At 36.1% G+C, this 23946-nt stretch carries 22 protein-coding genes; 13 read left to right on the top strand and 9 right to left on the bottom strand.

Features of this window, described 5'->3' with window-relative positions:
• Positions 1 to 39: 39 nt before the first annotated feature.
• The 4 genes from LF886_RS11210 to LF886_RS11200 all read right to left on the bottom strand — a co-directional run bounded on the left by LF886_RS11210 (position 40) and on the right by LF886_RS11200 (position 3869).
• Positions 40 to 1611 (bottom strand): M20/M25/M40 family metallo-hydrolase, encoded by a 1572-nt coding sequence (locus tag LF886_RS11210; protein WP_236854165.1) that lies wholly within the window; start codon positions 1609 to 1611, stop codon positions 40 to 42.
• A 366-nt stretch (positions 1612 to 1977) separates the two neighbouring features.
• Positions 1978 to 2154, bottom strand: coding sequence for a histone H1 (locus LF886_RS11205; protein ID WP_047377485.1), 177 nt, complete (start codon positions 2152 to 2154; stop codon positions 1978 to 1980).
• 300 nt (positions 2155 to 2454) lie between these two features.
• Positions 2455 to 2898, bottom strand: coding sequence for a hypothetical protein (locus LF886_RS23925; protein WP_262913063.1), 444 nt, complete (start codon positions 2896 to 2898; stop codon positions 2455 to 2457).
• 23 nt (positions 2899 to 2921) lie between these two features.
• Complete coding sequence (locus LF886_RS11200) at positions 2922 to 3869, bottom strand: PLP-dependent aminotransferase family protein (protein ID WP_262913058.1); 948 nt, start codon at positions 3867 to 3869, stop codon at positions 2922 to 2924.
• Between the two features lie 118 nt (positions 3870 to 3987).
• On the opposite strand from LF886_RS11200, the gene LF886_RS11195 reads away from it, so the two are divergent.
• The 5 genes from LF886_RS11195 (at position 3988) to LF886_RS11175 (ending at position 8501) form a co-directional block, all read left to right on the top strand.
• Positions 3988 to 4503, top strand: coding sequence for a hypothetical protein (locus tag LF886_RS11195; RefSeq protein WP_236854164.1), 516 nt, complete (start codon positions 3988 to 3990; stop codon positions 4501 to 4503).
• 180 nt (positions 4504 to 4683) lie between these two features.
• Positions 4684 to 5598 carry a helix-turn-helix domain-containing protein gene (locus LF886_RS11190; protein WP_109738533.1) on the top strand — a complete coding sequence of 305 codons (915 nt, stop codon included), beginning with the start codon at positions 4684 to 4686 and terminating at the stop codon, positions 5596 to 5598.
• Between the two features lie 88 nt (positions 5599 to 5686).
• Complete coding sequence (locus tag LF886_RS11185) at positions 5687 to 6892, top strand: MFS transporter (protein WP_236854163.1); 1206 nt, start codon at positions 5687 to 5689, stop codon at positions 6890 to 6892.
• Between the two features lie 293 nt (positions 6893 to 7185).
• Positions 7186 to 7617 carry a MarR family winged helix-turn-helix transcriptional regulator gene (locus tag LF886_RS11180; RefSeq protein WP_236854162.1) on the top strand — a complete coding sequence of 144 codons (432 nt, stop codon included), beginning with the start codon at positions 7186 to 7188 and terminating at the stop codon, positions 7615 to 7617.
• Positions 7618 to 7658: 41 nt separating this feature from the next.
• A complete protein-coding gene (locus tag LF886_RS11175) occupies positions 7659 to 8501 on the top strand; it encodes a universal stress protein (protein ID WP_236854161.1) in 843 nt (280 codons plus the stop codon).
• 11 nt (positions 8502 to 8512) lie between these two features.
• Here LF886_RS11175 and LF886_RS11170 read toward each other — a convergent pair whose 3' ends face one another.
• A complete protein-coding gene (locus LF886_RS11170) occupies positions 8513 to 9109 on the bottom strand; it encodes a Crp/Fnr family transcriptional regulator (protein ID WP_236854160.1) in 597 nt (198 codons plus the stop codon).
• A 112-nt stretch (positions 9110 to 9221) separates the two neighbouring features.
• On the bottom strand, positions 9222 to 9578 hold the full coding sequence (locus tag LF886_RS11165) for a winged helix-turn-helix transcriptional regulator (RefSeq protein WP_124536932.1): 357 nt from the start codon (positions 9576 to 9578) through the stop codon (positions 9222 to 9224).
• A 115-nt stretch (positions 9579 to 9693) separates the two neighbouring features.
• Here LF886_RS11165 and LF886_RS11160 point away from each other — a divergent pair, with 115 nt between their 5' ends.
• Positions 9694 to 10296, top strand: a complete 603-nt coding sequence (locus LF886_RS11160; RefSeq protein ID WP_236854159.1) for an FMN-dependent NADH-azoreductase — start codon at positions 9694 to 9696, stop codon at positions 10294 to 10296.
• Positions 10297 to 10398: 102 nt separating this feature from the next.
• Here the strand turns inward: LF886_RS11160 and LF886_RS11155 are convergent, their stop codons facing one another.
• Positions 10399 to 11718: a M20 family metallopeptidase gene (locus LF886_RS11155; protein WP_236854158.1), complete on the bottom strand. Its 1320-nt coding sequence runs from the start codon at positions 11716 to 11718 to the stop codon at positions 10399 to 10401.
• Positions 11719 to 12212: 494 nt separating this feature from the next.
• On the opposite strand from LF886_RS11155, the gene LF886_RS11150 reads away from it, so the two are divergent.
• The 6 genes from LF886_RS11150 to LF886_RS11125 all read left to right on the top strand — a co-directional run bounded on the left by LF886_RS11150 (position 12213) and on the right by LF886_RS11125 (position 20428).
• On the top strand, positions 12213 to 12662 hold the full coding sequence (locus tag LF886_RS11150; RefSeq protein WP_236854157.1) for a hypothetical protein: 450 nt from the start codon (positions 12213 to 12215) through the stop codon (positions 12660 to 12662).
• On the top strand, positions 12655 to 14730 hold the full coding sequence (locus LF886_RS11145) for a GMC oxidoreductase (protein ID WP_236854156.1): 2076 nt from the start codon (positions 12655 to 12657) through the stop codon (positions 14728 to 14730). The genes LF886_RS11150 and LF886_RS11145 overlap by 8 nt, the downstream gene beginning before the upstream one ends.
• A 4-nt stretch (positions 14731 to 14734) precedes the next feature.
• Positions 14735 to 16189: a ferritin-like domain-containing protein gene (locus LF886_RS11140; protein WP_236854155.1), complete on the top strand. Its 1455-nt coding sequence runs from the start codon at positions 14735 to 14737 to the stop codon at positions 16187 to 16189.
• Between the two features lie 20 nt (positions 16190 to 16209).
• Positions 16210 to 17739, top strand: a complete 1530-nt coding sequence (locus LF886_RS11135) for a peroxidase, FMP-type (protein WP_236854154.1) — start codon at positions 16210 to 16212, stop codon at positions 17737 to 17739.
• A gap of 341 nt (positions 17740 to 18080) precedes the next feature.
• Entirely contained in the window at positions 18081 to 19235 is a 1155-nt protein-coding gene (locus LF886_RS11130) for a helix-turn-helix domain-containing protein (RefSeq protein ID WP_236854153.1), read from the top strand.
• 137 nt (positions 19236 to 19372) lie between these two features.
• Positions 19373 to 20428, top strand: coding sequence for a serine hydrolase domain-containing protein (locus LF886_RS11125; protein WP_236854152.1), 1056 nt, complete (start codon positions 19373 to 19375; stop codon positions 20426 to 20428).
• 119 nt (positions 20429 to 20547) lie between these two features.
• Here the strand turns inward: LF886_RS11125 and LF886_RS11120 are convergent, their stop codons facing one another.
• Positions 20548 to 21186: a TetR/AcrR family transcriptional regulator gene (locus LF886_RS11120; RefSeq protein ID WP_124536915.1), complete on the bottom strand. Its 639-nt coding sequence runs from the start codon at positions 21184 to 21186 to the stop codon at positions 20548 to 20550.
• Positions 21187 to 21913: 727 nt separating this feature from the next.
• A complete protein-coding gene (locus LF886_RS11115) occupies positions 21914 to 22552 on the bottom strand; it encodes a TetR/AcrR family transcriptional regulator (RefSeq protein WP_236854151.1) in 639 nt (212 codons plus the stop codon).
• Between the two features lie 635 nt (positions 22553 to 23187).
• Between LF886_RS11115 and LF886_RS11110 the strand changes: the two genes are divergently transcribed.
• Positions 23188 to 23856 (top strand): hypothetical protein, encoded by a 669-nt coding sequence (locus tag LF886_RS11110; RefSeq protein ID WP_236854150.1) that lies wholly within the window; start codon positions 23188 to 23190, stop codon positions 23854 to 23856.
• Positions 23857 to 23946 lie beyond the last annotated feature (90 nt).

Raw genomic sequence — 23946 nt, 5'->3', positions numbered from 1 at the left:
GCCTCTTTATTTTTTTAATCCTACTCTTAGAATAGAATTTTATTTATAATCCTTAGAACTCCTTCTAGGCTCTTTTAGTTCCGGCCATTTTACCGTATCTCCTTTCTCATCCTGAGGCATTACTCTTTTTTCTCTGTTGCTGAATTCTGGATCTTCGGACGCCATATATGCTAATGCAGCCGTTAGAATCACATTATTTTTCACCTCATCAAAAACGATTTTGTCATAGGTATCTTTTGTCGTATGCCATGTATATCCGAAATAACCCCAGTTCAGGGAACCTAAAGAAATTCCGGGTACTCCTGCTGCCACAAATGAAGCGTGATCAGAACCACCGCCACCAGGCATTCCTGGGAAATCAGTCTTAATATGGCTTTTTACCGCTTTGGGAACACCATCAAGCCACTTCCCGACATAATCATACGCTTTTACAAATCCCTGACCGCTGATATTCACAACGCGTCCGGTCCCGTTATCCTGATTAAAAGCAGCCTGTACTCCTTTTATAATCTGAGGATTATCTGCAACAAAGCCTCTGGAACCATTCAATCCCTGCTCTTCACTTCCCCAAAGTCCGATCACGATAGTTCTCTTATTATTAGGATAATATTTTTTAAGAATCCTCATGGTTTCCAGCATGGTAATTGTACCGGTTCCGTTATCTGTAGCTCCCTGAGCTCCGTCCCACGAATCCAGGTGAGCGGATAGAATGACATATTCATCAGGTTTTTCTTTCCCTTTGATCATCCCGATTGTATTAAAACTTTTGGCTTCAGGAAGTATTTTTGACTGGGCATCAATTTTGATTTTAGGCTGAGCTCCTTTTTCTGCCATTCTGTAAAGCATTCCATAATCTTCTACATCAATATCAACCATAGGAATTTTGGTTGTTTTTGCTCCGAATATTCTGTTTGCGCCCATGATTCCAGTCCAGTTTGAAATAGCAATTCCTGCCGCTCCTGCTTTTTCCAGAGCATCTGGAAGGCTATTGTTATCGTATCCGATGTTCTTTACATAAGCCGTAAAATCTTTAGCAGCCTGATCTTTTTCTGCTTTAAGCTTTTCATACAATTCCGGAGTAGCAAATTCTTTGATCTGCTCATCAGAACGTCCGATTTTCTGATATTGTGCCATCAGCACTATTTTTCCTTTTACAGAAGGAAGCCATTGATCAAACTCAGCTTTTGAAGATACTTTAGGAAGAATAATTACTTCTGCTTCAATCGCTTTTTTAGTAGCCGGGCTCCATGCAAGCTGCGTTGCAGATAGAGATTTCATCCGTGGATAAGTCATATCAACATGAGTGGTACCTCTCTGCCATCCCTTCCATGTTCCAAATTGCTGAAGATTGGCATCTACTCCCCATGAACGAAGCTTACCTGCACTCCATTCGTTTGCGGCAAGCATTTCAGGAGTTCCTACAAGACGGGGACCAATACCGTCCAACAGCTCGTAGGCAAGATTTTCCAACTGGGAATTATTATTTACTTCATCTACAAAACTTTTTACGATAGGATTTAACCTTTCTTTGGGGTCAACCTTTACCTGAGCCCAGGAAAACTGAGCAGCCAGCACTACGGCAGGCACTGCAAAAAATCTATTTATCCTCATAATATATATTGATTGGTTTAAAGATAAAAGAAATTAGGGAGATGGTGAAAGATTGAGCCTAAAAAAGAGCCTTTTCATAGATATTCTTAACTTTTTCATCTTTATTAAAGAACAAAAATCAATGAATAACTATAATCCATAAAAAAAGACCATCAATAAGATAGTCTTTATATATTTTTTCTGAAGTCGAATTCTTGTTTTCCTTTAAGAAATATCTGTTCTTGTTCGGAAAGTAATGTTGCTCCTATTTTTATAGCTACATTATTCCAGATACTGGTCTTAAAAAGTACAATTTAAAAAATTTTACCCTATTTCAAATTCGACAGGGGATAAAAAAACCGGCTTCAAAAGCCGGCTAAAGGTAAATTATTTCTTAGCTTCTTCTACAGAAACTTTTCTGAAATCTTTGAACAATTTGCTTAGTTCTAAAGCTGCTTTACGAGCTCTTGTACCAGCTGCTTTGTTTCCTTTTTCCGCTTGTTGGTTTGCCTCAGTTGTGAACGCCTCAAATTCTGCGTTAATTTTTTCAATTAGTTCTTTCATTTATTTAAAAATTTAGGCTGCAAATATAGGTTTTATGGTGATTCCAGCCTAATTGTGTTGAAAAAAAATAGTGGTTTTGATTATTTTTTTGAGTCTTTCTTCAATTCAAATTAATTTTTAAAATAAAATCAAATGATGGTAGGAAATTAAGCATCAATTTCAATCTGAAAACAGAATATATTTTAACCCATTAAGAATCAATTAAAAACCTGTAATAATTGAAGGAAATTCAATCAATCTCTTATTTAAAATCCTTCTGATTTCTTACCCCTTCTTACTAATTTCAGTATTCCTATGGGTTTATAACAATAATTCCTTTGCTTTTCGTCCCGCATTTTCCAGTAAAACAATGCTTTCAGAAGTAATTCGCTCTGCAAAAACAATCCGGAAATGAAAGTGGTATTTATCCGTAAAAGAAAAGGTGTCTCCGGGAGTAAATAAAATCTGATGCTTCTCACAATACTGATAGAATTTTTCCCTATCTATATTTGCTGGAAGTTGTCCCCAAATACTGTATCCACCCTGAGGTCTGTGAAAATAGGAATCTTCAGGAAAAGAATTTCTTAAAGCATCCAATACCTGAGCAGCCTGCTGGTTTAGCTTTTTCCGGAATGACCGCAGATGCCTTTCATAGCTGCTTCCCTGCAGGAGTTTCAGAACCAGTTCTTGATAAATAGGAGAAACAGATCGTCCCAAAGCAAATCTTGCTCTTTCTGATTTTGCATAAAAATGTCCTGCATACAGCCATCCTAACCGAATTCCAGGCGCTAATGTTTTGAAAATGATGAATAGGTCATAACCATCCCATTTTTATCAAAGCTTTTTATACTGCGTGGTCTTTGTTCCCCAAAATAAAGATCAGAATACATATCATTCTCAATGATACATAACTGATGGAATTCTGCAATACGAATGATTTCTTTTTTCATTTCATCACTCATCATCATTCCTGTAGGGTTATGAAAATTCGGAGTCGTGACAAGAGCCCGGATATCATTTTCTTCGCAGACTTTCCGCAGGTATTCCGTATCAAAACCACTTCTGTAATGTATGGGAATCTCCATCACTTTCAGATCCAGATGAGCAATCACCTCCAGCACAGAAAATACACACGGACTGTCGACAGCCACCACATCTCCAGCTTTGGTGACCGATTTCAAAGCGATTGTGAGTGCCTGCAAAGCGCCATCTGTAATAATGATTTCATCAGGATTGATGGTGCCTCCGTAAATTCCCATTTGTTTTGCAATATGTTTCCTTAATGCTTCCAGCCCATTGGAAGGGTAATATCTGAGCAAGGCCGCTCCTTTTTCACGAATCACTTCCTGCATGGTTCTGAGGATAAGCTTCTGCGGAATGAGCAAATCTCCCGGAACCGCTGTATTAAAAGAACTGAATTCCGAAGTTCTTTTGGAAGTCAGCATCATATTTTTCATAAATACCTCATCCCTTACAACCGCAGGCAGCGTTGTTTTTACCTCCGGAATATTTTCTTCCTGAGTTTCTGCAACAAAATAACCGGACCGAGGATTGCTCCTGATCAACCCTTTGATCATGAGATATTCAAATCCATTTTGTACTGAGCTTGTACTCAGTCTGTATTTTTCTTTAATCTCCCGAACAGAAGGAAGTCTTTCATTTTTCTGTAGGATTCCGTTGCGGATCTGCTCCTCTATTACTTTCGTAAAAACTTCATACTTATAAGGTTTCATCATAACACAACAACTGTACTGAACAAATTTACAAAAATACCTTTCTGTACTGGTTATATTTTAACGAACTGTATCCCTTTTGAAAGGATTAAACTTATAATTTTGAATAAAAAAAAGCCCCATGGATATCATTTCAAAATTTAAGGTAGGTTCTGAAGAGGGAATTTCTGATCTTATAACCATTATTGATTCTTCAATTTATACATTGCACAAGGAGTTTGTAAGTGAAGAAGACATTAAAAAATACATCCACCATGAAATAGACCCAAGAAAGATGATCAATGAACTGAACAATCTTTCTAACCAGCTTATTATGACGTATGCTGATCAGAAACCCATCGGGTACAGTATTATAAAAAGTGGTTCTTTGCATCCCGGAATACCTGATGGAAAAAGGGCTACAGAAATCAGCTTTGTCATTCCTTCAGAATTTGATTCAGCGGAGGTAAGACAGTCGCTTTGGAAAAAATGCAGATCGGCTGTGAGTTTTACAGATATTATCTGGATCAATATGCTGGATCACGATCCACTTCAGGAGTTTTTAAAAGAATCCGGTTTTATGTCTACAGTCAGTTCAAAGGCAGGTCCTTTTCAACTTCCATCACATATTTTAGAATTGGAGATTAATAAAAATTAGATTTTCAACTACAGATTTCTCAAGTTTAGACGGATATGTCTGCATATTTTATAATAAGTAAGCCGATTTTTAATACTGATATTATTGAAGCAAGCTATAATTCTCATTTTTATTATTTCACTTAAAATTAATGTAAGTAGGTATTAGTTTACCTATCTTTGATTTTTATAATTTTTACCTATGAGTGATCAACTGGAAACTATAGAAGACTATTACAGACGCATCCGTAAAAACGAGGTCAAAATGTTTGATTCGGAGGAGTTTGAAACAGGCAAATCCCATTTCAATATTTCGATGCGGAGATATTGCAGCTTCAAGAGTCCCTATAACCGCCGTGATTATTATAAAATAAGTTTTATCATAGGAAAAGGCACCATTCATTATGGTACGCATCAGTTGTATATTGACCGTCCGGCTCTATTTTTCCCATCTCCAAGCATCCCGTATTCCTGGGAATGTGAGAGTGATTTTCAGGAAGGGTATTTCTGTCTTTTCAATCAGGAATTTTTTAATGGAAATTCAGAATTCAACCTGTTTAAAAAAACATCAATGTTCAAGGAATGGAGCAAGCCAGTTGTTTTTCTGACGGACGAACAGACCGAGCTGGCTACTCTTTATTTTGATCAAATCTACAGGATGAATAATTCTTCCTACCCTTTCCGATGCAGCAGTATCAAAAGCAATCTGGCATCTGTTATGCATCTGGCACTGGAAAACCGTTTAGAAGATATCAATCCCAATGAGCTTCCCGGGAATGTACGGCTCTACAAACTATTTGATGAATTGCTCAATAAACAGTTTCCTTTGGATTCCCCTGCCTATCCACTTGCGTTAAAAAGTCCATCCGACTTTGCCGATCATCTCAATGTCCATGTCAATCATTTGAATTCTTCCGTAAAATCCGTCACCAATCTTACTACTACACAGATCATTAAGGAAAAGATGTTTGAAGAGTCTAAAAACCTGCTGAAGTATACGAATTGGGATATTGCTCAGATAGGCTATACTTTAGGCTTTGATCAGCCGGCTCATTTTAATAATTTCTTTAAAAAGCATGCCCAGACTTCACCCTTAAAATTTAAGAATTTATCTTAATATTTGATTTTTGTAATTTTTACTTTGTCTTTTAAAATCCATATTTATATTTCTTGAGCTATTTTTGCATGGTAAAAAATGACTGAATATGTTGAAAGATGCATCTGAAAAAAGAATCAGATTAATTACTATTATGGCTTTCGTGTCAATCCCGCTTTCCGGGTTTGTCACAGACATTTATTTGCCATCATTCCCTTCTATGGCTAAAGAAATGATGGTTTCAGAAAAAGATATCCAGCTCACTTTAACTTCATATCTTCTGAGTTACGGAATTTCACAGTTATTTGTTGGAGGAATTCTGGACAGTATCGGCCGTTATCGTCCCAAATTGATAGCGTTGTTCCTATTGATTCTGACCAGTATTTTAATTACCATGACCAACAGTATTTTACTGATCTGTCTGCTTCGTATTCTTCAGGGAGCGGCTGTTTCCGTTCTTGTAGTGGCAACCCGTGCTATTTTTGTAGATCTTTATGATTCGGAGAAAGTGAAGCATTATCTGAGTTATTTTACGATTGTATGGTCGTGCGGACCAATTCTGGCGCCTTTCTTAGGGGGTTATCTTGAAAAACTTTTTAACTGGCATGCTAATTTTTATTTTCTTGCTGCGTACGCCGGACTTCTGTTCTTGTTTGAATGGTTCTTCAGTGGTGAAAGTCTTCCTCAGAAAAAGAAACTGGATCTGTCAGAGAATATCAGTCTTTACAAAATGATGCTTAAGAACAGGATTTTCATGCTTGGAATTTTCATTTTGGGATTAAGCTACTCTATTGTGATGTTATTTAATATTACCGGACCTTTTATTATAGAAAATACCTTTCATTTTACTCCGGTAGTCATTGGATATTGTACCTTGATTTTAGGTTTTTCCTGGATGATCGGCGGATTTATCGGAAAACGCAAACTGACTCTTGATTTTAAACCAAGAATCTTACAACCTATCCTTCTGCAGCTGATCCTGATTGCAGGCTTGATCATCACCAGTTACTATGCACAAAGTCTTTTCATTATGATTCCTTTTGCCTTTTTCATTCATATCTGTTCCGGAATTCTATTTACCTCATTTTTTACGACAAGTATGCTTTACTTTCCTAAAAATGCAGGAACTGCCGGCGGACTGATGGGTGGATTGGTGTATGTGATTACTTCAATAACAAGTTTTATCATTTCAGTGAGCGGAACGGTAACTGATCAAAAAGACCTTTCCTGGCGTTATCTGATCATCGCCTGTTTCCTATTGGGAATTATCCTTATTATGAATCAAGCCGTTAAAAAAGAAAAAGCAGAGAATTAGTCTCTGCTTTTTTTATTTGATATTTCTAAGGTACTTTTTCAGAATAATCGGATGCCAGAGCTCCTCGTCTCTAGCGGCATATAACAATGTGATCTTTTCCGGATCTTATAGTAATCAAACAGCAAAATTTGTTTGTGTAAGGTTATTTTTCAATTCATTTATAACCTGACATATACTATTTTACACCTAATTAGTTTTAATTAAAACTAATTTTACGTATATTTGTTAGGATAAGTTATGCGATAAAATCTTTTCGATATGCATCTTATCCTGCTCTAATATATTGTAAAAGTATGCCTGTACAACAGAATAATATTTCGGAACTGGCTCTGGAGCTAGGTCTGGCTATGAGTGAAATGAAAAGCCGCCTTCGACAGAAGATTCAGACCACCATTAATGAATATGATCCGGATCTTTCTTTTGAACTGATTGAGATTCTGGGATTACTCTCACGCAATAATGGCATCAACCAGCAGGAAATAGGGAATAAAGTAAGTAAAGACAAATCCAGCATCACTTATCTTATCAACAGCCTTGTAAAGCGGGATCTGGTTGAACGGATAGCGTATAAAAACGACCGGAGGAATAAGCAGATCTTTTTAACTGTGAAAGGGAAACAGATTGTAGAAACTGTTTATCCATGGGCATTGGATCTTTATAAAAAAGCAGCTGGAGATATTGATGAAGAAGAGATCAGCAAAGCTCTTCTATTAGTAAAAAAATGACAGCAAATCTGGAAGAATCAGGATCAAAAAAATGATATACTATGAGAACAATCCTTGTACCCATTGATTTTACATCAACTACGGAAAATGCAGTAAGAGTTGCCGCAGACTGGGCAAAAACCTATGAATATCAAAACATCATCTTACTGAAAACAGCAGGAGAATCTGAGTTTGATTATCTGCATATTGCAGAAGGGCATTCATTTGTGAATGAAGAAAGCCTCAATAATCTGCTTCAAAGGACAGAGTTATTATTTGATCAGTTAAGCAGTATCATTACAGAAAAACACCCTGACCTCAAGGTTTCCAGAGTGCTAAGTGACTGGGCTCTTACCAGAAGCATCAATGAGCTTTTAAAGAATGAACCGTCTGTAGAACTGATTCTTCTGGGCAGTGACGATCCAACTTCTTCTAACGAAAGTTTTGTTTCTGATAATATTATAAGCATTGCAAGAACCAGCCCTGTAAAGACCTTAATTGTTCCCAACAGCTACCACTACACTCCTATTAAAAATATATTTATTCCTTGCGATATAAAGGGAATTAAAAGATTACAGAGATTATTTCATCACAAATCTGTTATTCATAAACAAGATGTCCGGTTGTTGTTTTTAAACATCAAAACCAGTGAAAAAGAGGATGAGGATAAAAAAAGGGAGCTGGAAGACTATATCCGCGAACATTTAACGGAAATTCCGAGCAGTATTCATTATTCTTATGATAAAGATGTTATTAATGGTATTCTGACTTTCGCAACCTCCCATGCGGCTGATCTTATTATTGCGCTACCAGGTGAGCACAGCTTTTTGTATTATCTGGCAAGCAGAAGTATTTCTGAAGGAATTTACCAAAATACCCATCAGCCAGTATTGATCTTAAAGTAAATCACTGAACACTAATAGTAAATTTTAGAGCTTTCAATTTTAACAAGTTCCTGCTCCTGCATCTTTTTGACATATCTGATCACCGTTTCTACCCGAAGACCGGTAAGAGTAGCTATTTGCTGTCTGGTATAGGGAATCAGGAATGAGTAAGCTTCTTCAAAACCGAAATAGTCTTTAATATGATCAAAAAGCTTCCTAAGTTTTATAATGGGATCCGAAATGGCCAGAAAACTGGAAATTAAATACCTGAAATGCATCCTGTCAGCTGTATATTTATTAATCTCCAGCATTAATGTGGGATTTTCCAATAGTATTTGCAGGAATTTGGTTTTAGAAATCTTAATCACTTCACAGGTGGTAACTGCAATCGCATTGACTGCATAATGATGGTCTGTAAATAAGTAACTCTCACCGATGCAATGACCATCAAAGGGAAGGCCGTGAACAAATTCTTTCCCATCTTCTAAAAAGGTATTCAGTTTCGCAGTGCCATCCTTTATCTGAAAATAATATTTTGCAGTAGTTCCTTCCTGAAAAATAACATCTCCAGCTTCATATTTTTCCAGACTGGCTCCCCAGGAAAATAATAATTCTTCGCATATGATCATCTTGTCATTATTAATTGAGTAAAAGTATATAAAGTATAATGAATGGTGCAACTCATAAAATACAGCAAAAATGCAGCATTTCATGATACTAACCTACTCTTCTATTGTGTTATCAGGCTGTAATTTTCTTTTTATGTTTTACCCCCCAATCAGCCAGGGCTGCAATCACATCTTTCAGTGACTCACTGTATTCTGTAGGAACATATTCTACCAAAACGGGCTTGTGATCGATGAGAACCGTTCTTTCCACCAAATGATTGACCTCCAGTTTTTTTAATTCACTGGATAACACGCGTGCCGAAATTCCATTGATGGTCCGCTGTAATTCATTGAACCGTGTATGTCCGCCAAGAATAGCAATCATGACCCGGATGGTCCATCTCCCGCCAAGAACGTATAAAGCATCCTCAGTTGCAGACAGATGAGTGCTGCATTGTGGCCTTGAATACACTATTTTTTCTTCTTCCATTCTATTTTTTTCTATTGTTACTAACCTAAATGTTATTACTAACCTTTTGGTAACTACTATCTTTTTATTAGTAAATATAGATAATTTTGAAACATCAATTTTAAAAAATAAAAAAATGAAACAAGTACTTCATATTATCTCAAGCCCAAGAAGCGAATCATCGGTCAGCAAAAAACTGGGAAATGCTGTTGTAGAAAAAATTACCGCAAAATATCCTGACAGTATTTTCAAAAAACGTGATTTGACCAATCCTCTTTTTCCTCACTTGGAAGAAGCCCATATCAATGCATTCTTCACTCCTGCAGAAAACCGTACTTCTGAGCAATTGGAAACTGTAAAACTTTCTGATACGGTGATTGCTGAGCTTCATGAGGCTGACATTATCATTATTGAAGCTCCGCTTTATAATTTCAGTATCACTTCTACGCTGAAATCATGGCTTGATCATATTGCAAGGGCAGGAAAAACTTTCAGCTACAGTGAAAACGGTCCTGAAGGTCTGGTGAAAAACAAGAAAGTATATCTTGCTTTTTCAAGTGGTGGTGTTTATTCTGAAGGTGAAAGGCAGGCTTATGATTTTGTAGTTCCTTATTTAAAACAAACTTTAGGATTTATGGGAATGACGGATATTTCTGTTGTCCGTGCAGAAGGACTTTCTGTTCCGGTTATTCAGGACACAGCATTGCAAAAAGGCATTGAAAGTATTGTTGTAGAGTAAAAAATTAAAAATGCTGTTCTTTTTTAAGGACAGCATTTTTTATATAGAATACACTTCTTTACCAGAAGTTTTGTTTGAAATAGATCGTATTACAATAAAAGGTTAGTTGCTATTAAGACGTTCTATAATTAACGATGAAAAGCATTTCACTCCGGTTCTGATACTTTCCTCATCCACCTGAAAATTAGGAGAATGATTCATTGCAATCACTCCTTTTTCAAAATTGGAACCACCAAGAAAGAAGTAAACTCCCGGTATTTTTTGTTGAAAATAAGCAAAGTCATCATTAAAAAATGGAACCTGCCCATAAGCTATGGCAACTGTATTTTTCCCATACATATTCTGAAGGATTTCTGTCACTGAATGGGTTAATTTTTCATTATTGATAACAGTTGGATTTCCCTGCGTGAATGAAACAGAAAGAAGTTGGTCTTTGTAACCATTATCCTCGATAATCTTTTGAACTTCTGGAATTATCTTATCTACATTAGAGACATTCGTCTCATATACATATGCTTCAAGAAAAGATTCATTATTTTTAGAATAGGCGGCAAAATTTCCGTCTATGAACAGATAATCTTTGAAAATAGTATTCGGATTTGTCAGCCCGATTTTAGGATCAACCATAGAATGTATTTCCCATGGTTTACTTCCGGAAGAAGCACGAAATAAAGAATTGCTGATCTTTTTTGTTAATTCTTTGGTCTGTTCTTCTGACAATCCATTTTTCAACTGAATCCTTATTTTCTTTTGATAGGCAAACATTTCATTAGGTTTCACCATGATCTGTCCAGCTGGTATTGCAGTTACATGCAATCCATAAATTTCTTCAGGATGTATTTTGGAAAGCAACCCGTTATTCAGCATTTCTTTTGCGCCTTTGAAAGTTTCCTCTTCAGCTTGAAATATGAAGTAAACGGTTCCTTTTAATGATTTTTTATTTTTTGCAAGAACTTCAGCAATTCCTAGTCCAACCGCCATATGAATATCGTGACCACAACCATGCTGAACACCTTTTACTTTCGATTTGAATGTCTCCGGATCCGGATAATCATTGGGTAATGCATCCATATCCGATCTCCAGGCTATTTTTTTTCCTTTCTTATCCCCTTTCAGGATTCCTACAACACCATATCCGTAAATATCCGTTTGAACTTCCAATCCTAAATCAAGCAGATATTGTTTAATCTTTTCCTGAGTTTGCACTTCCTTGCCTGCCAGTTCCGGATTTTCATGAAAGCTTCTCCTAACAGTAACCAACTTATCAAATATCCTGTCTGTTTCGAGCTGAACGGATTGATGTACCGACTGTTCTTTTATATTTTGGGACAAATGAGAAGCGGTTTCTTTTTTATCCTTCAGTTGTTGCGCTGATAAAGCAAAAGAGATCAAGCATAATATGGTTAAAGTAAGTTTTTTCATGGTTTTGAAACAATTGATTGTATTCGGATTATAATTATAGAAACAACTGCAGTATTTTATTTCTTTGACGCCTAAGGTAAGACTATTCCTCTTTAGATTTAAAAATCATTTTCATCTTACATAATTTCAGTGTTTTATTTTCAAATATCAGTATCATCTATACCTATTTTAAATACAAAATATCCTACCACATTATTTAAATTAATTCTAAACTAGGTGAAAACAAAACTTCCAAAAACCATTATGTATAAAGGATTACGTACAAAATCACAAACAATAACTACTATAAATTACGTAGAAATACTGAATCTTATCTAACAGGATCTGATTAATTTCGATTTAACAAAAATTGATAACTATGGATCGCTTGAAAGACATGCATTCATTTCTGAGAAAAGAGATGGTATCTGAAAAATTCTGCAGCTATAGATCAATCGGCATGATCATCTCCTGTTGAAAGGAGTTGAAGATATCTAACCCAAATTTTTAACGAAATGAACATTATTAACAAAATCCTCAACGTCGACGATTACTATTTCGACGTGTTTATGTCTATCTCGGAAGCGCTTGCCGGATTTACGGTCAACGAATTACAGTCTACTGGCTTGGCAGAAACCTATTACACTTACGTTCTCAAAAGCTTAGATGCAGCTACTTTTGTGGAATTCCTTACTGTTTCTAAAAATATTCTTGAAAGCTCTTCCGATGAAGATCAGTTAAAAAAAGCCATTCAATCCGAAATTATAGCAAAACCAAGAATGAATGATATTGCCGGGAAGATTATTACAATGTGGTATCTGGGAACCTGGGAAGGAGCCTATATCAATGATCTTTCTTACAAAGAGGGCCTTGTCTGGAACCTGATGCATTCTCATCCACCCGGAGCAAAACAGCCTGGCTACAAATCATGGAATATTAAACCTGTAACAACAACTCATGAATAAGATCAACCATAAAAAAGATGTCATCATCGTAGGAACGGGGATCGCAGGATCTCTTATTGCAAAACTGCTGACTGACCATGTATTTGATGTAACAAAAGGAAAAATGATCCACCGTGCAGATGCCGGAAAATCTGACAATATCCGTGAAATATCAATCCTGATGTACGAAGCGGGATTAGAAGCCGGTCTGGAGCTGGATTCCGTGTCTTCAATGACTACATATAATGAGTATATGCGAACTTTTTATATGGAAGAAGCCAAAGTTCCCAACTCCCCCTATCCGAATTTAAAGCAGGCTCCTTCTCCGAATGTACTCGATATGGAGCATATTATCCCACCATTTCCTGATAAAAAGGGATATCTGGTTCAGTTTGGGCCAATGCCGTTTGCGAGTGATGCTATCAGAGTGGGCGGAGGGACTACCCTTCACTGGCTGGGAACTACTCCAAGGATGCTTCCGAACGATTTCAAACTTACAGAGAAATACGGAATTACAATAGATAAGCCGGATTCTAAAGAAAAAACACCCATCAACTGGCCAATAGATTATGAAGAACTAAGGCCTTATTATGAAATGGCAGAATTTGAAATAGGAGTTTCAGGAGATGTTTCAAGACAGGAATATCCTATTTCTGAGAATATGGAAGAATATTATGGAGATTATGTGTTCCCGATGGAAGAAATTCCTCAGAGTTATATGGATCATAAGATCATTGAGGGACTTAAAGGGACAAGTGTAGCGCTAAGTTCAGGAGAAATTCCTTTATTGATGGTACCTTCTCCACAGGGAAGAAATTCTATTCCGAACCCAAAATACGGAAAAACAAAGATCATCAAAGCTGAACCTAAAGAAACGGGATACAAACTTGTTTTAGACAGCTCAGAAAAGGAAGAATACAAAGCTCTTGGTTCTGTATGGAACCCTTATATGGGAGAACGCTGCGAAGGAAATGCATCCTGTGTTCCGATCTGTCCGGTTCAGGCAAAATACAATGCTTTAAAAACATTGAAAAAAGCTTTATACAAAATTAATGAGAATGAAAATCTTAAGCGTAATCCATACATGCAGATTCAGGCTCAGAGTGTGGTTTATAAATTAAGTGTGGATCAGGATAATAAAGATAAAATTTCCAAAGTTCATCTGAGAAGATATACTTCAAGGGAGAAAACAGATTTTGTTGAAGAAGCTATTGACACTTCAGACTCTATCGTAATTCTGGCAGCCAATGCTTTTGAAAATCCAAAAATTTTATTGAACTCCAAATATGCCGTTAACAATGTTGTAAAAACGGCTGCTAACAGCAGTGACCAGGTAGGAAGAAACCTGATGGATCATATGGTAATGCTTACGTGGGGACTTTTCCCAGAACCGGTATATCCGTACAGAGGTCCCGGTTCGACTACAAACATTTCATCTTTCCGTGACGGAAATTTCAGAGGTGAATTTTCTGCATGGATTTCTCCTCTTGACAACTGGGGATGGGGATGGCCTGCATTTTCTCCAGGTTCTGATGTGGCCTACTTTATCAAAGAAAAACGTTTTGGGGCAGAATTAAGAGAAAAGCTTACCAACAGGCTTTCAAAGCAGGTTTTGTTCCACTTTGAGATCGAGCAGCTTCCCAATCCAAACAACAGGGTAACTATTAATGATCAATATCTGGATGTTCTGGGTATTCCTCGTCCTGTTATTCATTATGAACTGACGGAATACGAAAAGAGATCTATGGAGCAGGCAAAAAGTGCTTCGGACCAAATGTTCAAAAGATTAGGGATTGAGGATTTTACAAAATATACTGTGGAAGACAAAAACTCTGTGATCTACAACGGTGTAAGATATTCTTACAACGGTGCAGGCCATATTGTAGGAACTCACAGAATGGGTTCTACAGCAGAAGATTCTGTAACCAACAGCTACTGTAAAACTTGGGATCACCCGAATTTATACGTTGTAGGAGCTGGAAATATGACTACTCTAGGAACTTCAAATCCTACTTTAACCTTATCAGCATTCACGATCCGTTCGGTAGAATCTATCCTTGCTGATCTTGAAATTCAACTTAAAAAATAAAAACATGAGACAAAGACTTATCAATAAAACAGAACAACCACAGGAAACATTATTAAAAGGATCCAATATGGCAGGCAGAAGTGCTGTCGTTGCAGAAGCCGTTTCACTACCTTCTTTATTATTTGATTCAACGCTCAGCAAAGAAGATTGGGTTGAAGGAGTTAAACACCACAGCAAAATGGTGACGAGCCTTTTGCTCAATGATCGGATTAAAGAATTTAATGCTTATCTGGAATCTCAATCAGGTTCAGAAATTTCAGAAGTAAAAAAAGACTTAGTTGATGTGGATTACCGTCCGGTTTTACAGGACCTTTTACAGACAGCTATTCTTATCGAACACTCTACCATTCCTCCTTACCTTACTGCTTTGTATTCAATAAAGGATGGAACCAATGCTCTGGCTTCCCAGATTATCAGAAGTGTTGCTGTGGAAGAAATGCTTCACCTGATTATGGTTTGTAATGTCCTGAACGCCATCGATATTCAACCCTCTGTCAACCAGCAGGAGAACTATCCTACCTATCCTATGAAATTACCCATGAATATTGATTTCTATGTTGGTCTGGAAACCTTCTCCTCAAACAGCATTGCAACATTTATCGCTATTGAAAGCCCGGGAAATCCTTTGGTAAAAGCTCCTAAATATGATCATGAAACTGATTCTTCAGCCTTATATTCTCAAAGAGCTGCTGTACAGGAAAACAACTTCTGGACTCTTGAAAACATGAAAGGCTTCATTATGGAAAACGTACATACCATCGGTGAATATTACGATGCTTTATTCTTCTATATTGTTGTTTTCCAAATCATGGCGTATTACAAAGAATATGGAAGCCTTCCCAAGAATTTCGAGGAACTCAATACCGGAGGAATTTTCACGGGAAACCCTGCAAAACAGATCCGTCCTGAGCAATATTACGGAAGTGGCGGGAAACTACACTCTGTAGAAGCTTTGGCTGGGGTAATTGCCGTTTTCCAGGAAATCAAAGGACAAGGTGAAGGGGCTGACGATTCTATTTTTGATGTCGATCCGTCACAGTTTGAAGAAGGAGTGGAATTGGCTCATTATTTCAGATTTAAAGAGGTTTTCCATGAGCATTTTTATCTTGGAGGAAACTACGAACCTTTTATGGATGAAAACGGCATGATGCCTGTCACTACGCCACCTACAGGAAAAGATTTACCTGTAGACTGGAACCAGGCATACCCGATGAAACCTAATCCTAAGCTTGAAGACTATAAAGAGAATAAAGAACTATATGCCCAGGGCGTTGAGTTTAATAAAACCTATAAGCGTTTATTAGATGCTATTCAAAGTGCCGTGGAAGGAAATCAAAGAGAACTGGAAAAATCCATTATGTACATGTATGCCCTGAAAGAGCAGGCAGTAGGTCTGATGAAACAACCATTGGACTCTCAGACTAATGCAGGTCCTACTTTCGAATACATCAATTTATAACCCTTAAAAAACGATACATCATGCTTAAAAGAAAAAAAGAAAGTCCCGAAGCGGGAGGTGAACAGTTATTCCGTAAAATGCCAGGTCAGAACCAGGAATCTTTGGCAGAATTAATGGACGGATATTCAAAACTTCTTATCGACGATCCGGTAAGACCGTTTAGAGAAGAAAATCTGCAGGCAATAGAAGATAGTGTAGACTATGGAATTCTTGAAGCACTTGACGGAACCTGGGTAAGTTATAATGTGAATTACAATAAAGACATTACCAAACCTTCATTAGCGAGCGGAGTGCATACTACCATTATGCCTTCTCCTGGTACCAATTCCGGTACCATTCCCGGTAAATTTGCTTTTGACAGTGAAGAATATATTGAGAAGCTAACATTTTCTATCGTTCCCGGTGGAGTTCGTAACCGTGGTGGTGCAAGTGAACTTTTCTGCGGAGCTGTTAAATACGAGCAAAGTATCAAAAGTGTGAATACTGTGGAAGGGCAAGACGCTTTAAAGTACACTCCTATTCATGAAGAAAACGGGATGTATCTATGGCTGAGTGATGTCTACAATCATGCTGCAACGAAGGAATCTATTAAAAGAGACCGTGGTATTCATGCTTTTTCAACAGAAGATGCTGAGAAGTATGGATATACGGGAGAATACAGAGATGAACCTTTGGTAAGGGTAACACCAGACGGGGAAGAAAAAAAGTATATCCTTCTGAGCCAGCTGGAACCGGGACAGCCTTATTATGAGATTATTCCGGCACAGGAAATAAAGCCGGGAGCAGGAGTTGATGGTCCTTATTTTATTCCGGACTACTCTATTTCGCGAAGTGGCGTCATTCCTCATGGAAGTACCATTACTTTACTGGGAGATATTGCGGCTCAAAGAAATTCTGAAGGTGACACCATTTATTTAATTGACGGTTCTCCTAAATTCCCTTATGGTAAAGAAGCATGGGACACTAATCATCTCGCCATTTCACGCACGATGGGTAACGCGGGAGTAACACCAGACAATATCATTGATCTTGATAAACCTGCACCGGACTGGGTACATGAAACTTTAAATGATAAAAATGATCCGGGTTCAAACAAAATTTATACCCAGAGAATATTGGCAGACGATTTATATCCTTATTCTGTAAGACCGGATCTAAGGCTTAGAGATACATTAAGAGGTCAGGAAGTGAGCAATTACGTTCACGTTAAGATGTCATCCAAAATGAAAACCGGAGCGCAGGGAGGAGTTTTAAATGTTCCTTTTGTAAATCGTTTTGTTCCTACTGTTGAAGTGGATATGGATATGTGGATTGAAACGGTAATTGAAGACGGAAAAGAAATTCTTCAGCTTCAATACGAGCAAATTGTATTTTTCGAATTTGATTTCGGAAACGACGGAGGTACTACAAGCTGGCCTCATATCCAGGTAAATACGCTTCGTAAGCTGAAAGATATTCCTGAAGACCAGAGAGAAGTAATCGAAAATCAGTTCTTTGCTCCTGCCGGAACTTCTCATGCTGCTTCAGGATGTCCTTATCATAAAGGGTAATATTGAAAAAATTTGTGGTATCTAACTGCATCAATATCCGGAATAAAAAATAGGAGGCCTTTGTGGTCTCCTATTTGTGTGAAAAACCTCTTCGTATAGGATCATTTACCTTTACAAATGCCATTTTACCCATATCAAAAAACAACATAAAACTATGATTTACTGCCTTTTGATTTCAGATCGTTTATAGCATTAGCACTAGTAGTAAAAAAAAATAGATTACTTCAATCTAATTTTTATATTTGCAGAGTTTGATTTTGGATTTCAAGGCTCATTTTGGCCACGAAAAGTTCAGATACAAACAAAAAAAGACTACCCAACTATGAACAAAAAAATAAAAAATGGATAAGAGTAATTTATTAATTATTGTGACAGTAATCTCTCTGTTCGTTTCATTTTTTCTTGCCTTTTTTCTCATTACAGTCAAAACAAAGCATAAAACGAGCAATTATCTTTTGGCATTTTTTCTCATCATCACTGCAATAGACACCGGCGAACCTTTATTGAGTTTAATAAGTGATGTTCCTTCCAATCTTGGAATGCTCAGAAATACGCTTGCCTTTCTACAGATTCCGGTTTTTTACCTGTATGTAGTATCAGTTTGTTACTCTGATTTTAAATTTAAGCCTAAATATCTCTTACACCTGCTTCCTTTTTTAGCAGCAAACATCGCTTTGATCCCCCGTTTTTATTCAGTGGATACGGCTTCTAAAATTGATTTTATTATGAATCGTCAACATATGATAGAGCTCCAGTTCAATCATATTCTTTTTCATATACAGGCATTTACCTATTTTACTGCTGTTTTTATACTTTTGAGAAAGGCAAAAAAACTATATCTCGAGAATTACTCTGGTACAAGCATCAATTCCTATAGCTGGCTGTTCCAGTTTACCAGTGTACTGGCTGTTATTTATTTAACGGTTCTTTTAAAAAACATTTTAAAATTTTCAGATTACCCGTACCTCTCTGAGCTGATAAAAATTGGCATTCAGGTCGCCCAGCTCTTTATTGTTTGCTGGTATTTATTCAAAGCACTCAACAATCCCGGTTTATTCAGAAGCATTAATTCAAAATTAAAGCTTGTCTCCGATATTGTTTTAGAGGAAGAAAAGAGAGAGCCTGAAGCGGTACAGGAAAAAGAATATAATGAGGAGCTGTCGAAATTAAAGAATTATATGGCCGCAGAAAAGCCTTTTCTGGATCCTTCTATCACGATCCAGAATATTTCTGATCATATTGGAATTCCTACCCGTGAATTGTCTGTTTTGATCAATCATAAGCTAGGACAGCATTTTTATGATTTCGTGAATACTTATCGTATAGAATATGCTATGGATATTTTAAAAGATGTTACAAAAACTAAGGTAACGATTCTTGAAATCTTGTATGAAGTGGGTTTTAATTCAAAATCTTCTTTTAATACTGCTTTTAAAAAACATACTGGAAACACCCCGACCACTTATCGTAAAACATTACAAAACAACACATTGTAATTACTCGTACTTTTTTTCAAAGTATCCGAACTCATTTTTCTGATCAAATCCGCCCGATTACATGTACTCGGTCGCATAGGATAGGCTTCTTTCTCACATTTGTATCATAATAATGTTTAACCATCAATAACGATACAATGAAAACTTCATTCAACTTTTTAGCCGTGCTATTATTAAGCACTTTTACTTTTGGACAGACTGTAAACCAAAAGATAGATTCATTAATAAAGGATAATTTTCAAAAAAATCCTGACGTAGGAATCAGCGTTGGTCTGATCAAAAATAATGAGAAATACTTTACCGCCTATGGTAATCTGAATGCAGAAACGTCTGCTAAAATTGATAAAAATTCCTTATTTGAAATTGCATCCATTACTAAAATTTTAACGTCTAATTTAATTGCACAAGCTGCTCTTGACCATAAAATAAAATTGGATGATTATATAGACAGTTATCTTCCCAAAGACTATGTTCTCCATAAAAACCTTAGAAATAAAATAAAAATTTCAGATCTGGCTTCCCATCAGTCCGGCTTACCTGATGTTGATTTCGGAAAACTCGTAGAGCTTAATCCACAACAACCTGTCAGTAGTGTAACTCAGAAAACATTAGCCGATATTATCAATAATTGCAGTGAACTGACCGATTATGGCAAATACCGCTACTCTACTATTGGATATACCCTGCTGGGACAAATAGTAGAAAAAGTATATAGCAAGAGCTACGACGAAATTATCAGAATGAAAATAATAAAACCTTTGCAGATGAATAATACATTCACTAAAGATTTTGATGTAAAAAACAGAACTGTGGGTCATAATCCTGAGGGCGGTATTCAGGAGTTTTTCAAATGGAACATTACAGCTCCTGCCGGATTGGTAAAATCCAACGCTTCTGATATGCTTCTCTATTTAAAAGGCGTTCTCAATAAGGAAACAACCATCGGTAAAGCGGCAATCCTTACAGAAAAGATCTTCTATAAAGATGAAAAAAGAGAAATGGGGCTAGGGGTAAGTATTTCTACGGATGACGGTGACACCCTTTATTTAAAATCGGGAGATTCCATGGGACAATCTTCAATTATATGCTACAACAGAGCTAAAAACTGGGGTTTCATCATTCTTCTCAATCAAAGAAATTCAAAAATGAGACAAAACCTATTGGCTAAAATTAATGATATCTTATTAAAATAATAAATGAAATGAGTGACTATTTGTCAATAATTGCTGGTCAATTACTCATCAATGATACAAACTAAGGGGCAGATTACTGCCTCTTTTTATTTTCTTACAGCATAATACCTTTCCAAATATTACAATCCCTCATACGTTTGATCTACCATAAAAGATATTGCTTTTTTAATATTGGCACGTCCTTCTGGCGTATTGACATCTATTCCGCAAAAAACACTGCCATTCAGGGAAGCAAACATATTCAAATAATAAAGCCCTGAAACCATAATGGCCATAACAGAACGATACACTTCCATATTTTCTTTGAAACGGGACTCCATCAATAATTTAAAAATATATTCTCCGTTTTCTTCCTGAGTATCGATCAGTTTTTTTAATGATTTTCGGGGTTCAGATATCGTCCACAATAATAATTTCTGAGCTTCTTTGTTGGTGTACACATAGTCAAATTGTGACAGCAGCATATGCTCAATAAACTGTCTTCCTCCGTCTTCAAGGTTCGGCTTCATTTTTTCAACTTCTTCACTTGTTGCTTTCACCCAAAAATCTTGTGTACGGAGATATTCGTCCATCAGGCCATCCATCCCGCCAAAATAGGTGTAGATCATCTTTTTATCTACCCCAGCTGTCGCAGCAATATCATTGATTTTCAAACCTGCATATCCTTTCGTCTTCAGAATTTTCCCAACGGCATCTAAAAACTTCTTTTTACTGCGTTCTTTGTTCCTAATACTCCCCGATGCTGACTTTCTTTCCATAATTCAAGTTTCTATCATACAAGTTTAAGAATTTTTTTTATCATTTTAGACACCAAATAGTGTCTAATTACATCTAATTGTATATATTTGCACAAACTAATAACCATTTTATATAAAGTGACGATTGAAGTTGCATGATTAAGAGAGTTCAGATTGTATCGTTAGTTCCCTCAGTTTAAAATATTTCGAACATTAACGACTGAGGTAACAACACAACCAAACGGCGTCATTTTCTATAATGATGCCGTTTTTTTATTTTTTGAAGAAAGTAAATAAATCTTTTAAAAGGATATTATAAGCAACATGTGCTTTTTTTGTGAATGAAATTCATATTTCAAGGCTTGAAAAGACGGTATTATTTTATTTTTGGGAATGCAAATGGGGAATTATTACCCAATATAAGGAGATTTTATTTTTAATATTAAAAATAATTACATTGATAATCAACGAATTAAATATAAATTAAAAAAAAATATCATTTTGCACACTTTATAGTGTCTTATTTATATATATTTGTAGAAACTAAGACCATCTATATATTAAAACACTATTCAGGTTGGAAAAATAAACAATTTAAATTGTATTATTATGTTCCCTTACTTTAAGACAATTTCGAACACGAAACAACTAAGGTAGAAACACAACCCATAACAAGCCATTAGATTTCTAATGGTTTGTTTTTTTTTACTGAAAACTTTCCTCCATTACAATTTCTATTACCTGAACATTACAGGTTTTCATAAGTATGGTTTAATAAAAAAGAAATCGCTTTTTTGATTTTATCTCTTCCTCTAGAACTGTTGACGTCTATTCCGCAGAAAATGCTACCATTTATAGCAGCATACATATTGAGATAATAAAGCCCTGAAACCATGATAGCCATAATAGAACGCACATCTTCTGCATTTTCTTTGAAATGGGAATCCATCAGGAGTTTAAAAATATATTCACCGTTTTCTTCCTGTGTATCGGTCAGTTTTTTCAATGATTTTCGGGGCTCAGATAAGCGCCATAGAAGTAATTTTTGTGCTTCTTTGTTTTCGTAAACATAATCAAACTGTGAAAGCAGCATGTTTTCCATGAATGATTTGCCTCCATCATCTAATTTGGGCTTTATTTTTTCAATTTCTTCTGTAGTTACTTTACTCCAATAGTCCTGTGATCGGATGTATTCATCTATCAGACCATCCATCCCCCCAAAATAAGTATAGATCATTTTCTTATCTACCCCGGCTGTAGCAGCAATATCATTCACCTTCAATCCAGTATACCCTTTTGTTCGAAGTATCTTCCCCACGGCATCTAAAAATTTTTTTATACTGCGTTCTTTGTTCCGGATACTTCCTGCTACTGACTTTCTTTCCATGGTAAACTTTCAATTCTACAAGTTTATGAAATTTTTTTCGTTTTTAGACACTTTTTAGTGTCTAAATTTATATATTTGCAAAAACTAATAACCATTTTTATTTAAAGTAACGATTGAAGTTGCGTGATTAAGAGAGTTCAAATTGTATCGTTAGTTCCCTCAGTTCAAAATGTTTCAACATTCAATGACTGAGGGAAAACATTACTCAAGCAGCATCATTATCAATATAATGGTGCTGTTTTTATTTCTGAAAAGCATTTTTTAGATTTTATACTCAATGAACACCTCTTACATTTCAATTTTTTGAATTAAATCTATTTTTTTTTGATTCTAAAATCTTCTTTAAATGCCCTCTAACATTGACTTTTATCGATAGGACAAAACACTAATTGAAATTTTTTTTAAATTTTTTTCATTTTTAGACACTACATAGTGTCTTAATTTGTATATTTGCTTCAAACTAATAACCATTTTATATAGAAGCACTATTTGAGTTGGAAAAAATGAACATTTCGAACACAAGCAACTAAGGTAAAAACATTAAATGCGGCAGTATCATTAGATCTCTAATGATGCTGTTTTTAAATTACAGAGGTCACTAATATTGTAAAACCTAATAATCAGAGAAGAAAATCATGAAAAAAATTTTAATAGCAGCCGGTTTGATATTTTTAACCGCCTGCTCAAATCCTACCAGCAAAAAATATAATGAAGCGACAATAACTGAGGATCTTAAAGAGATCGGTGAAAGCAAGAAATGGAATGAGAAGGATGCCGGATTATTTGCAGGATGGCTGATAAGAGCTAAATTAAAAGGCGAATCATTGGAAAACAAGACGTATCAGAATATTCTGGATGAAGCCAAAAAATTTAAAGCCGAAGAGGATGCTTTAGCAGAAAAAGCAAAAAAGGAAGCTGAGGAAAGAAAACAGAAAATGAAAAATGCTGTTACCGTCACTATTTTTGCCAAAGAATATGTCCCAAGTAACTTTGATGCCGGAAGACTGGAGGATTACAATCTATTCAAATATGCTCTCCAGAACAAATCATCTAAAGAGATAAAAGCGGCGAAGATCAGTTTTAAGATTTTTAATGCTTTGGGGGAACAGATCGGAGATTCTTACAGCATGGATTTTACAGATGACAGAATTGCGGCAAATACTACTTTTAAAGGTGATGCTGCTTTCGATTATAACCAATTCTCCAATGATGATAAAAAAATAGCGTCTGCAAAATTTGAAGATTTAATTTTTGATTTTGACGTACAGAAAGTTGTATATACTGATGGTTCCGTGTTGGAATAACTGAGATATTCTTTTATACATTACCAAACATTTAGAAATTCCATGAGGTCCTGATATTGGGACGTTGTGGAATTTTTATTGATGGATACT

The organism is Chryseobacterium sp. MEBOG07, from assembly GCF_021869745.1.
GTDB classification, from domain to species: Bacteria; Bacteroidota; Bacteroidia; order Flavobacteriales; family Weeksellaceae; genus Chryseobacterium; species Chryseobacterium viscerum.
The sequence above is the reverse complement of the archived record's forward strand: the minus strand, read 5'-3'. Positions and strand labels throughout refer to the sequence as shown.